At 71.5% G+C, this 18,183-nt stretch carries 11 protein-coding genes and 1 tRNA gene; 2 read left to right on the top strand and 10 right to left on the bottom strand.

The window, feature by feature from the left end; all coding sequences use genetic code 11:
* Positions 1 to 78: 78 nt before the first annotated feature.
* Entirely contained in the window at positions 79 to 843 is a 765-nt protein-coding gene (locus OG309_RS27785) for an SDR family NAD(P)-dependent oxidoreductase (RefSeq protein WP_329424795.1), read from the top strand.
* On the opposite strand, the gene OG309_RS27780 is transcribed toward OG309_RS27785, so the two are convergent.
* The 9 genes from OG309_RS27780 to OG309_RS27740 form a co-directional block, all read right to left on the bottom strand.
* The gene (locus tag OG309_RS27780) at positions 791 to 1,099 is read right to left on the bottom strand and encodes a hypothetical protein (protein ID WP_329424794.1); all 309 of its coding nucleotides are present in this window, start codon (positions 1,097 to 1,099) and stop codon (positions 791 to 793) included. The genes OG309_RS27785 and OG309_RS27780 overlap by 53 nt on opposite strands.
* 297 nt (positions 1,100 to 1,396) lie before the next feature.
* Positions 1,397 to 1,771: a helix-turn-helix domain-containing protein gene (locus tag OG309_RS27775; RefSeq protein WP_329424792.1), complete on the bottom strand. Its 375-nt coding sequence runs from the start codon at positions 1,769 to 1,771 to the stop codon at positions 1,397 to 1,399.
* A gap of 109 nt (positions 1,772 to 1,880) precedes the next feature.
* The gene (locus OG309_RS27770) at positions 1,881 to 2,414 is read right to left on the bottom strand and encodes a CinA family protein (protein ID WP_329424791.1); all 534 of its coding nucleotides are present in this window, start codon (positions 2,412 to 2,414) and stop codon (positions 1,881 to 1,883) included.
* Positions 2,411 to 3,085, bottom strand: a complete 675-nt coding sequence (gene pgsA / locus OG309_RS27765; protein ID WP_329424789.1) for a CDP-diacylglycerol--glycerol-3-phosphate 3-phosphatidyltransferase — start codon at positions 3,083 to 3,085, stop codon at positions 2,411 to 2,413. The genes OG309_RS27770 and pgsA overlap by 4 nt, the downstream gene beginning before the upstream one ends.
* Positions 3,082 to 4,632 (bottom strand): 30S ribosomal protein S12 methylthiotransferase RimO, encoded by a 1,551-nt coding sequence (rimO, locus tag OG309_RS27760; RefSeq protein WP_329424787.1) that lies wholly within the window; start codon positions 4,630 to 4,632, stop codon positions 3,082 to 3,084. Before rimO ends, pgsA begins: the two co-directional genes overlap by 4 nt.
* A 73-nt stretch (positions 4,633 to 4,705) precedes the next feature.
* Positions 4,706 to 5,539 (bottom strand): helix-turn-helix domain-containing protein, encoded by an 834-nt coding sequence (locus OG309_RS27755; RefSeq protein ID WP_329424785.1) that lies wholly within the window; start codon positions 5,537 to 5,539, stop codon positions 4,706 to 4,708.
* A 222-nt stretch (positions 5,540 to 5,761) separates the two neighbouring features.
* A complete protein-coding gene (locus OG309_RS27750) occupies positions 5,762 to 8,572 on the bottom strand; it encodes a DNA translocase FtsK (protein ID WP_329424783.1) in 2,811 nt (936 codons plus the stop codon).
* Between the two features lie 115 nt (positions 8,573 to 8,687).
* Positions 8,688 to 9,362, bottom strand: coding sequence for a response regulator (locus tag OG309_RS27745; protein WP_329424782.1), 675 nt, complete (start codon positions 9,360 to 9,362; stop codon positions 8,688 to 8,690).
* Positions 9,363 to 9,642: 280 nt separating this feature from the next.
* The gene (locus OG309_RS27740) at positions 9,643 to 15,105 is read right to left on the bottom strand and encodes a HAMP domain-containing protein (RefSeq protein ID WP_329424780.1); all 5,463 of its coding nucleotides are present in this window, start codon (positions 15,103 to 15,105) and stop codon (positions 9,643 to 9,645) included.
* A gap of 239 nt (positions 15,106 to 15,344) precedes the next feature.
* On the opposite strand from OG309_RS27740, the gene OG309_RS27735 reads away from it, so the two are divergent.
* Positions 15,345 to 17,996, top strand: a complete 2,652-nt coding sequence (locus tag OG309_RS27735) for a SpoIIE family protein phosphatase (protein WP_329424779.1) — start codon at positions 15,345 to 15,347, stop codon at positions 17,994 to 17,996.
* A gap of 111 nt (positions 17,997 to 18,107) precedes the next feature.
* On the opposite strand, the gene OG309_RS27730 is transcribed toward OG309_RS27735, so the two are convergent.
* Positions 18,108 to 18,180, bottom strand: a tRNA-Thr gene (locus OG309_RS27730).
* Positions 18,181 to 18,183 lie beyond the last annotated feature (3 nt).

The raw sequence follows: 18,183 nt of genomic DNA, 5'->3' as shown, positions 1-18,183 counted from the left end.
GGTCCGCCGGCACGGCCCCCGCAACAGAACCCCACCCACTAATTGACGGGCCGTCAGATCCGGTCGTACCGTCCGGACATGGCCCTCACCGCGTACGACCTCACCGGCCGCACGGCCTTCGTCACCGGAGCGGCGAGCGGCATCGGCCGCGCGACCGCGGAGCTCCTCGCCGAGGCGGGGGCGGCCGTCCACTGCGCGGACCGCGACGAGCACGGCCTGAAGGAGACGGCGGACCGGATCGGGCGGCGGGGCGGCACCGCGCACACCCACGCCCTGGACGTCACCGACCGCGCCGCCCTCGGCGCCGCGGTCCGGGCGGCCGGCCCGCTGCACGTCATGGCGGCGGTCGCCGGGATCATGCACACGAGCACGGTCCTGGAGACCCGCGAGGAGGACCTCGACCGGGTGCTCGCGGTGAACTTCAAGGGGGTGCTGCACGCCTGCCAGGAGGCGGCCGGCGCGATGATCGAGCACGGCGTCCCCGGCTCCATCGTGACCATGGCCTCCGGCGCGATGGACGCCGCGAGCCCGGGGCTGCTCTGCTACAGCGTCGCCAAGGCGGCCGTGGTGCAGCTGACCAAGACGCTGGCCGCCGAGGTCGGCCGGCACGGCATCCGGGTCAACGCGGTCGCGCCGGGCTGGATCCGCACCCCCATGACGGACCGCCACGAGCCCGCCGCGCAGGAGCAGGCCGAGGCGATGATGGTCCGCGTCTCCCCGCTGGGCCGGGTCGGCGAGCCCGAGGACATCGCACACGCGGTCCTGCACCTCGCCAGTGACGCCTCGTCGTTCACGACGGGCCAGATCCTGCGCCCCAACGGCGGCGTCGCGATGCCCTGGTGACGGCCCGCGCGGAACCCCGTGACCCAGCCCCGCCACCACCCGTCCCCGAAGACGCCGCACGTCGCCGTGAAGAGGCGGCCACGTGCACCGGCAGCAGGCTCAGCCCCCAGCCGCCCGCGGCCACCGCCCCCTCGACCGGGCCCGCCTCCCCCGGCACCAGCAGCAGGCGCAACACCGCCCACCACCAGAGCCCGCCGGCCACCAGTCCGACCGCGACCAGCATGAGCGTCACCAGCGGAACCCGTCGCCGTACCATGGCCGCCTCCTCCGGTCGACGCTAGTGCGGCAGGATCACCCGGCGGGAGGGCGCACCGGAGGCAGACCGGGCGCACGGAACGCGTGGAGGGCGCCGTATCGCGGGGGCGAAGGCCATGGGGGCTCCTACCTGTCGTTCGTCCCCCCGCCGTGCCCCCACCATGGCACGCCCTCACGGGACCCGGCATCTCCAGCGCCCGCGGGAGCCGGCCCGGGGGCGCATGTGAAGAGCCCCGCCCGGCACCCCTTCCAGGGGGCCGAGCGGGGCTCCATCGCACTTCGCCGAAGCAGCTTCGGTTCAGGCGGCGACGACGTTCACCGCTTCTGTGGGCGCCTTGATGGTCACCCGCTCGGTGGACACACCGGCCACCGACACCGAATTGAGCATCGGGCGGACCGGTGCCGGCACCGGTTCGCTCGCCGCTGCCGACTCGGCCAGTTCGGCCAACGACAGCTCGTCGCTCACTTCGCGCATGAGCTCGGACATCCGTACGTCCAGCGCGTCGCAGATCGCGGAGAGCAGTTCGGAGGAAGCCTCCTTCTGCCCCCGCTCCACCTCGGAGAGATAGCCGAGTGAGACTCGGGCGGACGAGGAGACTTCGCGCAGAGTACGGCCCTGGCGCTGGCGCTGCCGACGCAGCACGTCACCCAACAGGCGACGGAGCAGAATCATCGGTGGCTCCCTCCTCGGACCGCGTAGCCGCATCCTTCACGCCCCACCGTACCGCCTCGCGCCGCGGCCGTGCGGGGAGCGATGTCGTGTTCACTCATGGCTGCAAACATCAATCTCCCCCGTTCTGTTCCGTATCCTGTGCCCGCGCATTTTCCGGGTGTTCTCCGTCGAGCAGCTCTCGGAGCAGTTCGAGCACGCTCCGCACGCTCTCTCTACGGATTTCCGCGCGGTCGCCGTTCAACCGCAACGAGGCCACCTTCCCCGCCCCGCAGCGCTCCCCGGCGGGCCCGGCGACGGCCACGTAGACCGTCCCCACGGGCTGGCCGTCCTGCGGATCGGGTCCCGCGACGCCGGTGGTCGCGATGCCCCAGTCGGCGCCCAGACGGGCCCGCACACCCGCCGCCATCTGCAGCGCGACCTCCGGATCGACCGCGCCGCGCTCCGCCAGGAGGGTCCGGTCGACCCCGAGCAGCTGCTCCTTGAGCGGCGTCGCGTAGGCCGTGACGGAGCCGCGGAAGGACTTCGAGGCCCCGGGGACCCCGGTCAGCTCCGCGGCCACCAGACCGCCCGTGAGGGACTCCGCGGCGGCCAGCGTGTGGCCTCGTTCCGCGAGCAGCTCCAGCACCCGGGCGGCTTCGTTCATCGTCCGTCCGCCTCCGCGGCGGCCTCGGCGCGCTCCGCCGCGAGCCCCCTGCGGCGCAGGACGACCGCCTGCCGTACGTAGTCCAGGCCGGTGACGACCGTCAGCACGACGGCCACCGCCATCACCCAGAAGCGCAAGGTGGCGAGTGGACCGGTGAGCATCAGCACGTACATGCCGACCGCCGTGCCCTGCGCGAGGGTCTTCATCTTCCCGCCGCGGCTGGCCGGGATGACCCCGTGCCGGATCACCCAGAACCGCATCAGGGTGATCCCCAGCTCACGGGCGAGGATCACGCCCGTCACCCACCACGGCAGGTCGCCGAGGTACGACAGGGAGATCAGTCCGGCCGCCATGATCGCCTTGTCGGCGATCGGGTCGGCGATCTTCCCGAAGTCGGTGACCAGGTTGTACGTCCGCGCCAGATGCCCGTCGAAGACGTCGGTGATCATGGCGACGGCGAACGCCGCCCACGCCCAGGCGCGCCATGCGGGGTCGTGCCCGCCGTCCTGGAAGAGCAGCACCACGAAGCCGGGCACGAGCACGAGCCGGACCATGGTGAGGATGTTCGCGATGTTCCACAGGCTGGCCTGGTTGACGGCCGCAGAGCCCAGCTTGCCGCGCGGCGCCGGCCTACCGGTCCCGCCCGTCGCGGATGCCGGGACTCCGGTCATCTGCCCGCCTCCTCGGCTCCGGGGGTCTGGGGGTCGCCCAGAAGGTCGCAGCACTCGGCCACCAGGTCGACGCCCTCGGTGTCGACGACCTTGGCCCTGACCATACGGCCCGGGGCCAGGCCGAGGCCCTCGGCGGAGTCCGCCGGGAGGAGCACCTGGCCGTCGGTCTCGGGCGCCTGGTGCGCGGCGCGGCCGATCCAGCCGTCCGCCTCCTCGTCGAAGGACTCCACCAGTACTTCCAGGGTCTCGCCGATCCGCTCCTCCGCGCGCTGGGCGGTGAGCTCCTCGGCGAGCCGGGACAGGTGCGCGAGGCGCGCGTCGACCACGTCCTGGTCCAGCTTGTGCTCGTACGTGGCGGCCTCGGTGCCGTCCTCGTCGGAGTAGCCGAAGACGCCGATGGCGTCGAGGCGGGCGTGCGTGACGAAGCGTTCCAGCTCGGCGAAGTCCGCCTCGGTCTCGCCGGGGAAGCCGACGATGAAGTTGGAGCGGGCGCCGGCGGTCGGGGCCTTGGAGCGGATGGTCTCCAGGAGCTCCAGGAAGCGGTCGGTGTCGCCGAAGCGGCGCATCGCCCGCAGCACGTCGGGCGCGCTGTGCTGGAAGGACAGGTCGAAGTACGGGACGACCTTCTCGGTCGAGGTGAGCACGTCGATCAGGCCGGGGCGCATCTCGGCGGGCTGCAGGTAGCTGACCCGGACCCGCTCGATGCCGTCGACGGCGGCCAGCTCGGGCAGCAGGCTCTCCAGGAGCCGGATGTCGCCGAGGTCCTTGCCGTACGAGGTGTTGTTCTCGGAGACCAGCATGACCTCCTTCACACCCTGCTCGGCGAGCCAGCGCGTCTCGTTCAGCACGTCCGAGGGACGGCGCGAGACGAAGGAACCGCGGAAGGACGGGATGGCGCAGAAGGAGCAGCGCCGGTCGCAGCCGGACGCCAGCTTCACGGAGGCGACCGGGCTGGTGTCCAGGCGGCGCCGGAGCGGGGCGCGCGGCCCGGAGGCGGGCGCCAGGCCGTCGGGGAGGTCGGTCGGCACGTTCTCCGGGGCGACGGGCGCCTCGGGCGCCTCAGGGGCCTCCACGGCCCCGTGGCCGGGCAGGGCCACGGAGGAGGCGGCCTGCTGGCGCTCCACCGGGGACAGCGGCAGCAGGCTGCGCCGGTCACGCGGGGTGTGCGCCTCGACACTGCCACCGCTGAGGATGGTCTGGAGGCGGTTGGAGATGTCGGCGTAGTCGTCGAAGCCGAGCACGCCGTCGGCCTCGGGGAGCGCGTCGGCGAGTTCCTTGCCGTAGCGCTCGGCCATACAGCCGACGGCGACGACGGCCTGGGTGCGGCCGTGGTCCTTCAGATCATTGGCTTCGAGGAGGGCGTCGACGGAGTCCTTCTTGGCGGCCTCGACGAAACCACAGGTGTTGACGACGGCGACGTCTGCGTCCTCGGCGGACTCGACGAGCTCCCAGCCGTCCGCTGCCAAGCGGCCTGCGAGCTCCTCCGAGTCCACCTCGTTACGGGCGCAGCCGAGAGTGACAAGGGCGACGGTACGGCGTTCGGGCATGGACTCAAGACTACTTCGTCCCGGCCGTACCTCCGTCGCGCAGGGTTCACCCACGTCACACCGGTCACCGGGATCAGCCGGCCTCGGGGTCTCCCTTGGTGTACGACAGGCGCTCGACCTGGCCGGACTCGAAGGTGTCCTGGACCTTCTTGCCGTTGACGTAGAGCTCGATCGGCCCGGCGTTGCCGAGGATGAGATCGACGCGCTCGTCGTCCTGGAAGGTCTTGGACTCGCCCGCGAGGAGCAGTCCGTCGAAGAGCAGCTTGCCGTCGTGCGCCTTGGCCGAGATCCAGCTCTTGTCGTCGACCGCGGTGAGCTTCACGGTGACCTTGTCCTGCGGGACCGCCGCGATGGCGCTCTCGGAGGGCGCGGGCTTGGGGGCGGGCTTGACCGGCTTGGGCTTGGCGCTGGTGCTGGCCTTGGGCGCCGGGGCCGGGCCGTCCGCGACCGTGCCGTTGCCGCGCACGTCGTTCCCGTTGAACATCGTGAAGCCGACGAAGCCGACGACGGCGACGATCGCGGCGACCATGGCGGCGGTCCAGTTGGGGCGGCGCGGCTCGGGGCGGATGCGTTCCGCCTCGAAGAGCGGTGCCGCCGGGGTCGGTGCGGGGCGGCCGCCGTGCTCGGCGTCGTACTGCTCGATCAGAAGGGCCGGATCGAGCCCCACGGCGCGCGCGAGCGTACGGACGTGCCCGCGGGCGTAGACGTCGCCGCCGCAGCGCGAGAAGTCGTCCTCCTCGATCGCGTGCACGATCGGGACACGCACGCGGGTGGAGGCGCTGACCTCTTCGACGGTGAGACCGGCGGCGACACGGGCCTGCTGGAGGGCACGACCGATCGAATCCCGGTCATCTGCCGGGAAGTTCCGGTCGTCCTCGGGGGATTCGGGGGAGTTGCCGATGGACACGAGAGCGCCTTTCGAGCGTGTAGCCACCTGCTGGACGTTCAGTCTATGGGTGGTACGAAAGGGTGGGGCAACCGGGCGGGCGTCGTTTGTACGCCATGAGGCTGGGACATCATCCTGTCCCTCCCTCCAACTTGACGTATGACCAAGGGAAACGGTTGCCCTCGTTCCCTTACGAGTGAGTCTCGGCCCGGTCTCGGTACGGCAGCCCCCGGCTCGGCGCCCTCAGCCGTCGGACTCCCCGCGGATCACGGCCAGCACCCCGTCGAGCTCGTCGGGCTTGACGAGCACGTCCCGCGCCTTCGACCCCTCGCTCGGTCCGACGATGTTGCGCGACTCCATCAGGTCCATCAGCCGGCCGGCCTTCGCGAAGCCCACCCGCAGCTTGCGCTGGAGCATCGAGGTGGAGCCGAACTGGGTCGAGACGACCAGCTCGGCGGCCTGGCACAGCAGGTCGAGGTCGTCGCCGATCTCCTCGTCGATCTCCTTCTTCTGCTTGGTGCCGACGGTGACGTCCTCCCGGAAGACGGGCGCCATCTGGTCCTTGCAGTGCTGGACGACGGTGGCGACCTCGGCCTCGGTGACGAAGGCGCCCTGCATGCGGGTCGGCTTGTTCGCGCCCATCGGCAGGAAGAGGCCGTCGCCCTTGCCGATCAGCTTCTCGGCGCCCGGCTGGTCGAGGATGACCCGGCTGTCGGCGAGCGAGGAGGTGGCGAAGGCGAGCCGGGAGGGCACGTTCGCCTTGATCAGACCGGTGACGACGTCCACGGAGGGCCGCTGGGTGGCGAGCACCAGGTGGATGCCGGCGGCGCGCGCCAGCTGGGTGATGCGGACGATCGCGTCCTCGACGTCCCGGGGGGCGACCATCATCAGGTCGGCGAGCTCGTCGACGATCACCAGGAGGTACGGGTAGGTCTTGAGCTCGCGCTCGCTGCCCGGCGGCAGCTGGACCTTGCCGTCGCGGATCGCCTGGTTGAAGTCGTCGATGTGCCGGAAGCCGAACGCGGCCAGGTCGTCGTAGCGCAGGTCCATCTCGCGCACGACCCACTGGAGGGCCTCGGCGGCCCGCTTCGGGTTGGTGATGATCGGCGTGATCAGGTGCGGGATGCCCTCGTACGCGGTGAGCTCGACCCGCTTGGGGTCGACGAGCACCATCCGGACGTCCTCCGGGGTCGCTCTTATCATCACCGAGGTGATCAGGCAGTTGATGCAGGAGGACTTGCCGGAGCCGGTGGCGCCGGCGACCAGGATGTGCGGCATCTTCGCCAGGTTGGCCATCACGTAGCCGCCCTCGACGTCCTTGCCGAGCGCCACCAGCATCGGGTGGTCGTCCTCGGCCGCCTCGGCGAGCCGGAGCACGTCGCCGAGGTTGACCATCTCGCGGTCGGTGTTCGGGATCTCGATGCCGACGGCGGACTTGCCGGGGATCGGCGAGATGATCCGCACGTCGGGGCTGGCCACGGCGTAGGCGATGTTCTTGGTGAGCGCGGTGATCTTCTCGACCTTGACCGCCGGGCCGAGCTCCACCTCGTACCGGGTGACCGTCGGGCCCCGGGTGAAGCCCGTGACGGCGGCGTCGACCTTGAACTCGGCGAAGACGTTGGTGAGCGACTCGACGATCAGGTCGTTGGCGGCGCTGCGGGTCTTGCCGGGGCCGCCGCGCTCCAGGAGGTCCATGGACGGCAGGGAGTACGTGATGTCGCCGGACAGCTGGAGCTGCTCGGCCCGCGGGGGCAGGTCGGTCGGCTCGGGCGCCGGCTTGGTGAGGTCCGGCACTCCCCCGCCGGAAGCGTCCCTGCCGCCCTTCGCCCCCCGCGCGGTCGGCACGGGGGCGGCCGGTGCCTCGGCGGCGTCGGCCGCGGCGGCCGCGACGGCGGCGGCCCGCTCGGAGGTGAGGTCCCGGGTCAGGCCGGCGACCAGCGGGGACGGCGGCATGCCGTTGAGGACGGCGCCGTCCAGGGCGGCGGCCGCCGCGGCGGCGACGTCGACGGGGTCGAGCCCGCCGGTGTCGAAGGCGGACGCGGGCGGGGTACGGCGCCGGCCGCGCCGCTCCAGGGCCGCGGCTTCGGCCCGGTCGGTCCCGTCGGGGTCGTGGCCCGGCCCGGCGCCGGGGGCGCGGCGGCGGCCCGGGCGCGCGGGCTGCGGGCCCGCCTCGCGCCAGTCGTCGCCGTAGGCGTCGTCGGCGCCGTCCGCCTCGGGCTCGTACTCCGGTTCGACGATGCCGAGCCGGGCGCCGAGGGCGCGCAGCCGCTGCGGGATGGCGTTGACGGGGGTGGCGGTGACGACGAGCAGCCCGAAGATCGTGAGCAGCACCAGCATCGGGACCGCGAGGACCTCGCCCATCATGAAGACGAGCGGCTTCGAGGCGGCCCAGCCGATCAGCCCGCCGGCGTCCTGCATGGCCTTGGTGCCGTCTCCGCGGCCGGGCGAGCCGCACGCGATGTGCACCTGTCCGAGCACGCCGATGACGAGGGCGGACAGACCGATCGCGATCCGCCCGTTGGCCTCCGGCTTCTCCGGGTGCAGGATCAGTCGGACGCCGATCGCGCCGACGAGCAGCGGGACCAGCAGGTCGAGCCGCCCGAAGGCACCGGTGACCAGCATCTCGACCAGGTCGCCCACCGGTCCGCGCAGATTGGACCAGGTCCCGGCGGCGACGATCAGGGCGATCCCGAGCAGCAGCAGCGCCGCCCCGTCCTTGCGGTGCGCCGGGTCGAGGCCCTTGGCTCCGCGCCCTATCCCCCGGAACATCGCGCCCACGGCGTGCGCCAGGCCGAGCCAGAGCCCGCGCACCAGCCGGTAGAGGCCGCCGGTCGGGGACGGCGCCGAGCGCGGCGCGGGCCTCTTCGCGGCGGTCTTGCGCGCGGGCGCGCGCTTGGCGGGCGCGGCCTTCTTGGCCGGCGCCTTCTTCGCGGGAGGCTTGGCGGGCGACTTGGCGGGCACCGCCTTCTTCGCGGTGCCGGTCGTACGGCCGGCTCGCGGCTTTGCGGTGCCCGCCGTGCCCTGGGAACCCTTGCCGGACGTACGTGAGGCCATGATGCTGAGGTTACCGGTGTACGCCGCCGGGGAAACAGCTCACCCGTTCGTGTCGCCCTTGCGAGGGCGCGAAACTGACGCCCGCTCACGGCGGGCGCCGGCGGGTGACGTCGGGTCAGCTCTGCGAGGGCAGGGTGGGCGCGCCGCCCGTACCGGGCTCCAGCGCGTCGAGGGCCCGGCGGAGTCCGGTCAGCTTGCGCTCCAGATGGGCGGCGGTGGCGACGGCGGCCGCGTCGGCCGAGTCGTCGTCGAGCTGCTTGGACAGCGCCTCGGCCTGCTCCTCGACCGCGGCGAGGCGGGCGGAGAGCTCGGCGAGGAGCCCCGCGGACTCCTTGGCGTGCCCGTTGTGGCCGCCGCCCTCCAGCTGGAGCCGCAGCAGCGCCGCCTGCTCGCGGAGCTGACAGTTCTTCATGTACAGCTCGACGAAGACGGAGACCTTGGCCCGCAGCACCCACGGGTCGAACGGCTTCGAGATGTAGTCGACCGCGCCCGCCGCGTATCCCCGGAAGGTGTGGTGGGGGCCGTGGTTGATGGCGGTGAGGAAGATGATCGGGATGTCCCGGGTCCGCTCGCGCCGCTTGATGTGCGCCGCCGTCTCGAACCCGTCCATTCCGGGCATCTGAACGTCCAGCAGGATGACCGCGAAGTCGTCGGTCAACAGCGCCTTGAGCGCTTCCTCCCCGGACGATGCCCGTACCAGCGTCTGATCGAGCGCCGAGAGAATGGCCTCCAGCGCCAGCAGATTCTCCGGCCGGTCATCGACCAGGAGGATCTTGGCCTTCTGCACCATGCCCCGTCCTCCTCGCCCCGACGCTGCCTCGTTCCGGCTCTGCGAGCCGGGGGAAGCACCGGGCGCCGCCCCAGAAGACGACTCCCATGCGCCGCCCGTCCTTGTGCCGGTCATCGTAGCCGCACCCCGCCCGTCGCCACACCCTGTCACCGCATTGTCACGGAGCACGCAGCCCGTGCCCGTACGTCGAACGCGGTGGGAGACCAGAAGGTTCCCCGTCCTCGGGCCTCTCACACCCGTGCGGCCGGGTCCGCCGGCGAACCGCCGACGGACCCGGGTCTCAGCGGCCGGCCTCCCCCCGCATCCACTGCTCCATCAGCGTCAGCAGGACGTCGGGGTCGACCGGCTTGGTGACGTAGGCCGAGGCGCCCGAGTCGAGGGCCTTCTCCTTGTCGCCCTTCATCGCCTTCGCCGTCAGCGCGATGATCGGCAGCCCGGCGAACTGCGGCATGCGCCGGATCGCCGTCGTCGTCGCGTAGCCGTCCATCTCCGGCATCATGATGTCCATCAGCACCACCGACACGTCCTCGTGCTGCTCCAGGACCTCGATGCCCTCGCGCCCGTTCTCCGCGTACAGCACCGCCAGACCGTGCTGCTCCAGGACGGAGGTCAGGGCGAAGACGTTGCGGATGTCGTCGTCGACGATCAGCACCCGCTCCCCGGCGAAGCCGTACGTCCGGCGCGGAGCCGGCTCCGGCCGCTCCTCCGCCTCCTCCGTACCGTGCTGCGGGGCCTGCCCGGGGGCCGCCGCCCGCTGCTGCTCCACCGCCTTGCGACGGTGCCGGAACAGCGCGCCCGAGCGGACCCCGGCCGGCGGCGCCGGCGCGAAGTGCATGAGGCCGTCGCCGGACTCCCCGGCCAGGGCCTGGAGTTCGGCCGGGTCCGGCTGCTCCTGCCCGTAACCCTGCTGCGCCGGCTCGATGGGGCTCAGCGGCAGGTAGAGCGTGAACGTCGAGCCGCGGCCCGGCTCGCTCGCCGCGTGGATCTCGCCGCCGAGCAGCCGGGCGATCTCCCGGCTGATCGAGAGCCCCAGGCCCGTACCGCCGTACTTGCGGCTGGTCGTGCCGTCGGCCTGCTTGAACGCCTCGAAGATGACCCGCATCTTCCCGGCCGCGATGCCGATGCCGGTGTCCGTCACCGAGAAGGCGATCAGCTCGGCGTCCGGGTCGCGCAGCGTCCCCGCCTCCAGGAGCTGCTCCCGGATCGACTGCGGCACGTCCGTGCCCGCCGGGCGGATCACCAGCTCCACGGCGCCCGTGTCGGTGAACTTCACCGCGTTGGACAGCAGGTTGCGCAGCACCTGGAGCAGCCGCTGCTCGTCGGTGTGCAGCGTGGCGGGCAGCTCGGGCGAGACCCGCACCGAGAAGTCCAGCCCCTTCTCCGCGGTCAGCGGCCGGAAGGTGGCCTCCACGTAGTCGACGAGCTGCACCAGCGCGATCCGGGTGGGCGAGACGTCCATCTTGCCCGCCTCGACCTTCGACAGGTCCAGGATGTCGTTGATCAGCTGGAGCAGGTCGGAACCGGCGCCGTGGATGGTCTCGGCGAACTCGACCTGCTTCGGCGTCAGGTTGGTGTCCGCGTTGTCGGCGAGCAGCTTCGCCAGGATCAGCAGCGAGTTGAGCGGGGTGCGCAGCTCGTGCGACATGTTGGCCAGGAACTCGGACTTGTAGCGCATGGAGACCGCGAGCTGTTCGGCGCGCTCCTCCAGGACCTGCCGGGCCTCCTCGATCTCGGTGTTCTTCACCTCGATGTCCCGGTTCTGACGGGCCAGCAGCTCGGCCTTGTCCTCCAGCTCCGCGTTGGAGTTCTGCAGCTCCTTCTGCCGGTGCTCCAGCTCCGCGGACCGCTCCCGCAGCTGCTCGGTGAGCTCCTGCGACTGCTGGAGCAGCACCTCGGTGCGGGTGTTGACGCTGATGGTGTTGACCGTGGTCGCGATCAGCTCCGCGATCTGGTTGAGGAAGTCCCGCTGGATCTGGGTGAACGGCTGGAAGGAGGCCAGCTCGATCACCCCGAGCACCCGCCCCTCGAACAGCACGGGCAGCACGATCACATGGGCGGGCGCGGCCTCGCCGAGCCCCGAGGAGATCTTCAGATAGCCCGGGGGCACGTTGACCTGGATGGTCCGCTTCTCCTCGGCCGCCGTCCCGATCAGCGTCTCACCGGGCCGGAACGAGGTCGGCATCGATCCGGCCGAGTAGCCGTAACTGCCGCGCATCCTCAGCTCGTACGAGCCCTCCCCCTCACCCACCGGTTCGGCGTCGTTGGGGGCCGAACCCGTCGGCATCGCCACGAAGAAGGCGCCGTGCTGCGCCGAGACCACCGGGGTCAGCTCGCTCATGATGAGCGAGGCCACGTCCTCCAGGTCCCGGCGGCCCTGCATCAGACCGGAGATGCGGGCCAGGTTGCCCTTGAGCCAGTCCTGCTCGTCGTTGGCGAGGGTCGTGTCGCGCAGGTTGGAGATCATCGTGTTGATGTTGTCCTGCAGCGCCTGGATCTCACCGGCCGCGTCCACACCGTCGATCTTGACGTTGAGGTCGCCGCGGGTCACCGCGGTGGCGACGGCCGCGATGGCACGCACCTGACGGGTCAGGTTCCCGGCCATCTCGTTCACCGACTGCGTGAGGTCCCACCAGGTGCCCTCCACGTCCCGCACCCGCGCCTGACCGCCGAGCTGGCCGTCCGTACCCACCTCACGGGCCACCCGGGTGACCTCCTCGGCGAAGTTCGACAGCTGGTCGACCATCGTGTTGATGGTGCTCTTCAGCTGCTGGATCTCGCCCCGCGCGTCGATGTCGATCTTCTTCGTGAGGTCGCCCTTGGCGATGGCCGTGGTGACGGCGGCGATCTGGCGCACCTGACCGGTCAGGTTGTCGGCCATCGAGTTCACCGACTCGGTCAGGTCCTTCCAGGTGCCCGACACCCCGGGCACCCGCGCCTGGCCGCCCAGTTCGCCCTCGGTGCCCACCTCACGGGCGACCCGGGTCACCTCGTCGGCGAACGACGACAGCGTCGTCACCATCGTGTTGACGGTGTCGGCGAGCTCCGCGACCTCGCCGCGCGCGTCCACGGTGACCTTCTTGGTCAGGTCGCCGTTGGCGACGGCCGCGGAGACCCGGGAGATGTTCCGCACCTGACTGGTCAGGTTGTTGGCCATCAGGTTGACGTTGTCGCTCAGGTCCTTCCAGATGCCCGTCACGCCACGCACCCGGGCCTGGCCGCCGAGGATGCCCTCGGTGCCCACCTCACGGGCCACCCGGGTCACCTCGTCGGCGAAGTTCGACAGCTGGTCGACCATCGTGTTGACGGTCGTCACCAGCTCCAGGATCTCGCCCTTGGCGTCGACGGTGATCTTCTTCGACAGGTCGCCGCGCGCGACCGCGGTGGTGACCTCGGCGATGTTGCGGACCTGGAAGGTCAGGTTGTTCGCCATGAAGTTCACCGACTGGGTCAGGTCCTTCCAGGTGCCGGAGACCCCCTGCACCTCGGCCTGACCGCCCAGGATGCCCTCCGTGCCCACCTCCCGGGCCACCCTCGTCACCTGGTCCGCGAAACTGGACAGCTGGTCCACCATCGTGTTGAGGGTGTTCTTCAGCTCGAGGATCTCGCCCCGCGCGTCCACGTCGATCTTCTGCGACAGGTCACCGCGGGCCACCGCCGTCGCGACCTGCGCGATGTTGCGCACCTGCGCCGTCAGGTTCCCGGCCATGCCGTTCACCGAGTCGGTCAGGTCCCGCCACACACCGGCGACGCCCGGCACCTGCGCCTGACCGCCGAGACGCCCGTCCGTACCCACCTCGCGGGCCACCCGGGTGACCTGGTCCGCGAAGGCCGAGAGCTGGTCGACCATCGTGTTGATGGTGTTCTTCAGCTCCAGGATCTCGCCCCGCGCGTCCACGTCGATCTTCTGCGACAGGTCGCCCCGCGCCACCGCCGTGGTGACCTGGGCGATCTGCCGCACCTGCGACGTGAGGTTGCCGGCCATGAAGTTCACCGAGTCGGTGAGCTCCCGCCAGCGCCCGGACACGCCGTCCACCCGGGCCTGACCGCCGAGCCGGCCCTCCGTGCCCACGTCCCTGGCCATCCGCGTCACCTGGTCGGCGAAGGACGACAGCTGCGACACCATCGTGTTGACGGTGTTCTTCAGCTCCAGCATCTCCCCGGCCACGTCCACCGTGACCTTCTGCGACAGATCACCGTTGGCCACCGCCGTCGTGACCTGCGCGATGTCCCGCACCTGACCCGTCAGGTTGCGGAACGCCGTGTTCACCGAGTCGGTGAGGTCCTTCCACGTGCCGGCCGCGCCCGGCACCTCGGCCTGGCCGCCGAGCAGACCCTCGACACCGACCTCCCGCGCCACCCGGGTCACCTCGGAACCGAACGCGGAGAGCTGGTCCACCATCGTGTTGACGGTGTTCTTCAGCTCCAGCATCTCCCCGGCCACGTCCACCGTGACCTTCTGGGACAGGTCACCGTTCGCGACCGCCGTCGTCACCTGCGCGATGTCCCGCACCTGCGTGGTGATGTTCCGGAAGACCGTGTTGACCGAGTCCGTCAGGTCCTTCCACGTGCCCGCCGCGCCCGGCACCTGCGCCTGACCGCCGAGCAGGCCCTGCGCGCCCACCTCGCCGGAGACACGGGTCACCTCGTCGGCGAAGGTCCGCAGCGTCTCCGTCATCTGGTTGATGGTGTCCGCGAGCTGCGCGATCTCGCCGCGTGCCGACACCCGCACCTTCTGCGACAGGTCGCCGTTGGCCACCGCGGTGGTGACCTCGGCGATACCCCTCACCTGATTGGTGAGATTTCCCGCCATCGTGTTGACGGAATCCGTGAGGTCCTTCCACACACCGGCGACCCCGGCCACCTCGGCCTGACCGCCCAGCTCCCCCTCGGTGCCCACCTCGCGGGCCACCCGGGTCACCTCGGACGAGAACGAGGAGAGCTGGTCCACCATCCGGTTGACGGTGTTCTTCAGCTCCAGCATCTCGCCGGCCACGTTCGCCGTGACCTTCTGCGACAGATCACCGTTCGCGACCGCCGTCGTGACCAGCGCGATGTCCCGCACCTGGGCCGTCAGCCGGTTCGCCATCGTGTTGACCGAGTCCGTGAGGTCCTTCCACGAACCGGACATGCCCCGCACCTGGGCCTGACCGCCCAGCTTGCCCTCGGTGCCCACCTCGAGGGCGACCCGGGTCACCTCGTCCGCGAACACCGACAGCTGGTCGACCAGGTTGTTCACCGTACGGGCGACCTTCAGGAACTCCCCGCGCAGGGGCCTCGTCGTCCCGTCCAGGCCCTCCGAGCGCAGCTCCATCCGCTGCCCCAGATCACCCTCGGCCACCGCCGAGAGCACCCGTCCCACCTCGGAGACCGGCCGCGCCAGCTCGTCCACCAGCGCGTTCGCGGCCTCGACGGCCGCCGCCCACGCCCCCTCGCCGGCCCCGGTCTCCAGCCGCTCCGACAGCTTGCCCTCGCGGCCCACCACCCGGCGCACCCGCGACAGCTCACCCGTCAGATGCGTCTGCCGGTCCGCGAGCTCGTTGAAGACGGCGGAGATCTCCGCCATCACCCCGTCGCCCGAGACCGTCAACCGCTTGCGGAAGTTCCCGTCCCGCATCGCCACCAGCGACGCGAGCAGCCGCTCCAGGGCCGCCGCGTCGACCTGGACCGACCCACGACTCCTGGACCGTCCGCCCCTCGCGCGCGTTCCGCCACTGCCGCGTCGCGCTGCCGTGCCAGACTCCACCGTGTCCCTCCCGAAGGGGTCGACGAACTTCCCGGGGTACCCCAAGGCTGCCCAGTGTTTCACCATGGTCGAACCCGGCCATAACAGTTCGACGGAAACAGCGACGACCGGCATCCGCTCGGACAGCGAAGGTAAGTAACCTGGCATCCGGCTGTCCAACCGCCCCGGTCCGCCCGGCAGGGGCGTTCACAGCACTCACACAGCACCACCACCGGGCACCGGGAGGGGCAGGACCGACCATGGCAGAGCCGGGCGTCGAGACGCGTACGAGGAGTTCAGTGATCACCGCGCGGGCGGCTGCCAGCTTCGATCCCGTCGGGCGGTCCGTGGCGACCGCCCGCGCCTTCGTACGGGACACCCTCCAGGGCTGGGGATACGCCGAGATCGTCGACGACGCCGTCGTCCTCACCAGCGAACTCGTCACCAACGCCGTCATCCACGCCGGCACCGCCGCCGACGTCCTGTGCCTGCGCGCCGACGACGGCGTCCGCATCGAGGTCGCCGACCGCTACCCCGAACGCGAGATCCCGCTCCAGCAGGGCCGCTCCATGGCCGGCCCCGACCGGGAGAACGGCAGGGGCCTGCTGCTGTGCGCGGCCCTCGCCACCCGCTGGGGCGTCGAGTACAGCCCCACTCGCAAACACGTCTGGTTCCACCTGGACCTCCCCGAGCGGCCGGTCGGCACCCGCTCCGCCGGCCCCGTCCTGCCCGACCCGCTGCTCCCCGTCACCGAGAGCCGGGTCCGCGTCGCCGTCGTCCAGATCGACCGCGGCGGCGCCATCTCCGCCTGGAACGAGGACGCCGAGGAGCTCTTCGGCTACGGCGCCGAGCAGGTCACCGGCAAGCCCCTCGGCGATCTCGCCGCCTGGCCGCACACCCCCGGCATCGGCACCGGCCTCGCCGAGGCACTGCGCCTGTCCCGTTGGGAGGGCAGCTACGGCATCCGCTGCGCCGACGGCCGCGTCATCCCCGTCTACGCCTCCCACCTGCGCGTCCGCGACGCCCAGGGCGAGCCCTCCACGGTCTGCCTCCTCGTCCGCGAGTACGAGCGCGCCGTCCTCCAGACCCCGCAGCGCCCCGCCGCCTCCGAGAACGGTCCCGAGAGCCGCTCCTCGGCCGACCCCTTCGAGGTCTTCATCGGCTCCCCGGCCCCCGACGACCTCGACGGCCTGCTCCAGCGCACGGTCGAACGCGCCCGCGACATGCTCGACGGGGACTCCGCCTTCCTCCTCCTCGCCACCGACGACGAGACCGAGCTGGAGGTACGCGCCACCACGGGCCTGCCCTCGGCCCGCCAGCGCTTCGCCCGCGTCCCCGTCGAGACCGGCGCCAGCCGCTACGGCTCCGCCCGCATGCCCGCCGTCCACGAGGACCTGGCCGCCGTTCCCGGCGCCGTGCCCCTCCTCGAAGGCACCGGCATGCGCTCGGTCGTGACGGTCCCGCTCAAGGTCGAGGGCCGCCTCACCGGCTCCCTGGGCGTCGCCGCCGAAGGCGCCAACCGCTACTCCAACGAGGAGGCCCTGCGCCTCCAGTTCGCCGCCGACCGGATCGCGCTCGCCGTCGAGTCGGCCCGCCTCGGCGAGCTCGAACGCCTCCGCCGCGGCTCCCTCAGCTTCCTCGTCGAGGCCTCCGACCTCCTGGCCGGCACCCTCGACCGCGACCAGACCCTGGCCCTGATGGCCCAGATGACGGTCCCGACCCTGGCCACCTGGTGCGCCGTCTACACGATCGCGGACCAGGCCTCGGACCCGTATCTGTCCTATGTCCTGCACGAGGACGAGGACCTGATCGACGGTCTGAAGGACCTGCTCTCCTCCATCTCCCCGCCCGATCCGGTGACGACGCCCGGCGCCCGGGTGTGGAGTGCTCCCGGCGACGCCGCGCACCGTGCGGCGCTCAGCGCCTCGATGCGCGAACTCGACGGCCCGGGCAGCCCGGTGTCCTCCGGCATCCACACGGCCCTCGCCACGGCCACGGCCGTCGGCGGCGAGACCGTCGTCCTGCCGTTGGTCGCCCGCAACCGGGTCATCGGCATGCTGACGCTCGGCAAGCCCTCGGACGACCACTTCCGCCAGGAGATCCTGGAACTGGCCGAGGACCTCTCCCGCCGGGCCGCCCTGGCCCTGGACAACGCCCGTCTCTACTCCGAGCGCACGGCCATCAGTCGTTCCCTCCAGCGCAGCCTCCTCCCGCCCGGCCTGCCGGACGTCCCGGGAGTCGAGGTCGACGTCATCTACCGCGCGGCAGGCGAGGGCAACGAGGTCGGCGGTGACTTCTACGACCTGTTCCCGATCCGCGACGGCGCGTACGGCTTCGCCATCGGCGACGTGTGCGGTACGGGCCCGGAGGCCGCCGCCGTCACCGGCCTGGCCCGGCACGCCCTGCGTCTGCTGGCCCGCGAGGGCTTCGGCGGCCCCGCCGTCCTGGAACGCCTCAACGCGGCGATCCTCGACGAGGGCGCCCGCAGCCGCTTCCTGACGCTCCTCTACGGCGAGATGCGCCCCCAGGAGGACGGCTCGGCCGTCCTGAAGGTGGTCTGCGCGGGACACCCGCTGCCGCTCCGCCTCAGCCAGGACGGCACGGTCCGCCCGGCGGCTGACCCGCAGCCCCTCCTCGGCGTCATGGACGATCTGGAGCTCTACGAGCAGACGGTCACCCTGGACCCGGGCGATGTCCTCCTGTGCGTCACGGACGGCGTCACCGAACGCCGCGAGGGCACCCGCATGCTGGGCGACGACGGCCTCACCGAGGTCCTCAAGTCCTGTACGGGCCTGACGGCCGGCGCGATCACCTCGCGCGTGCTGCGGGCGGTCGAGCGCTTCGCCCAGGAGCCGGCCTCCGACGACATGGCCATCCTGGCCCTCCGCATCCCGGAGCCCCACAACCGCTGACCCGAACGGGAGGCCGGCCCCGTCACGCGGGGCCGGCCTCCCGTCGTCTTGCCGCTCCCCGGCCCGGAAACGCAAAAAGGCCCCCGCCTGATGGCGGGGGCCTTTTCTCTGAGCCCTTTAACGGAATCGAACCGTTGACCTTCTCCTTACCATGGAGACGCTCTACCGACTGAGCTAAAAGGGCGGG

Origin of the sequence: Streptomyces sp. NBC_01268, assembly GCF_036240795.1 — a bacterium.
In the GTDB taxonomy this organism is placed as follows: domain Bacteria; phylum Actinomycetota; class Actinomycetes; order Streptomycetales; family Streptomycetaceae; genus Streptomyces.
This window is presented reverse-complemented; position numbering and strand designations above follow the sequence as displayed.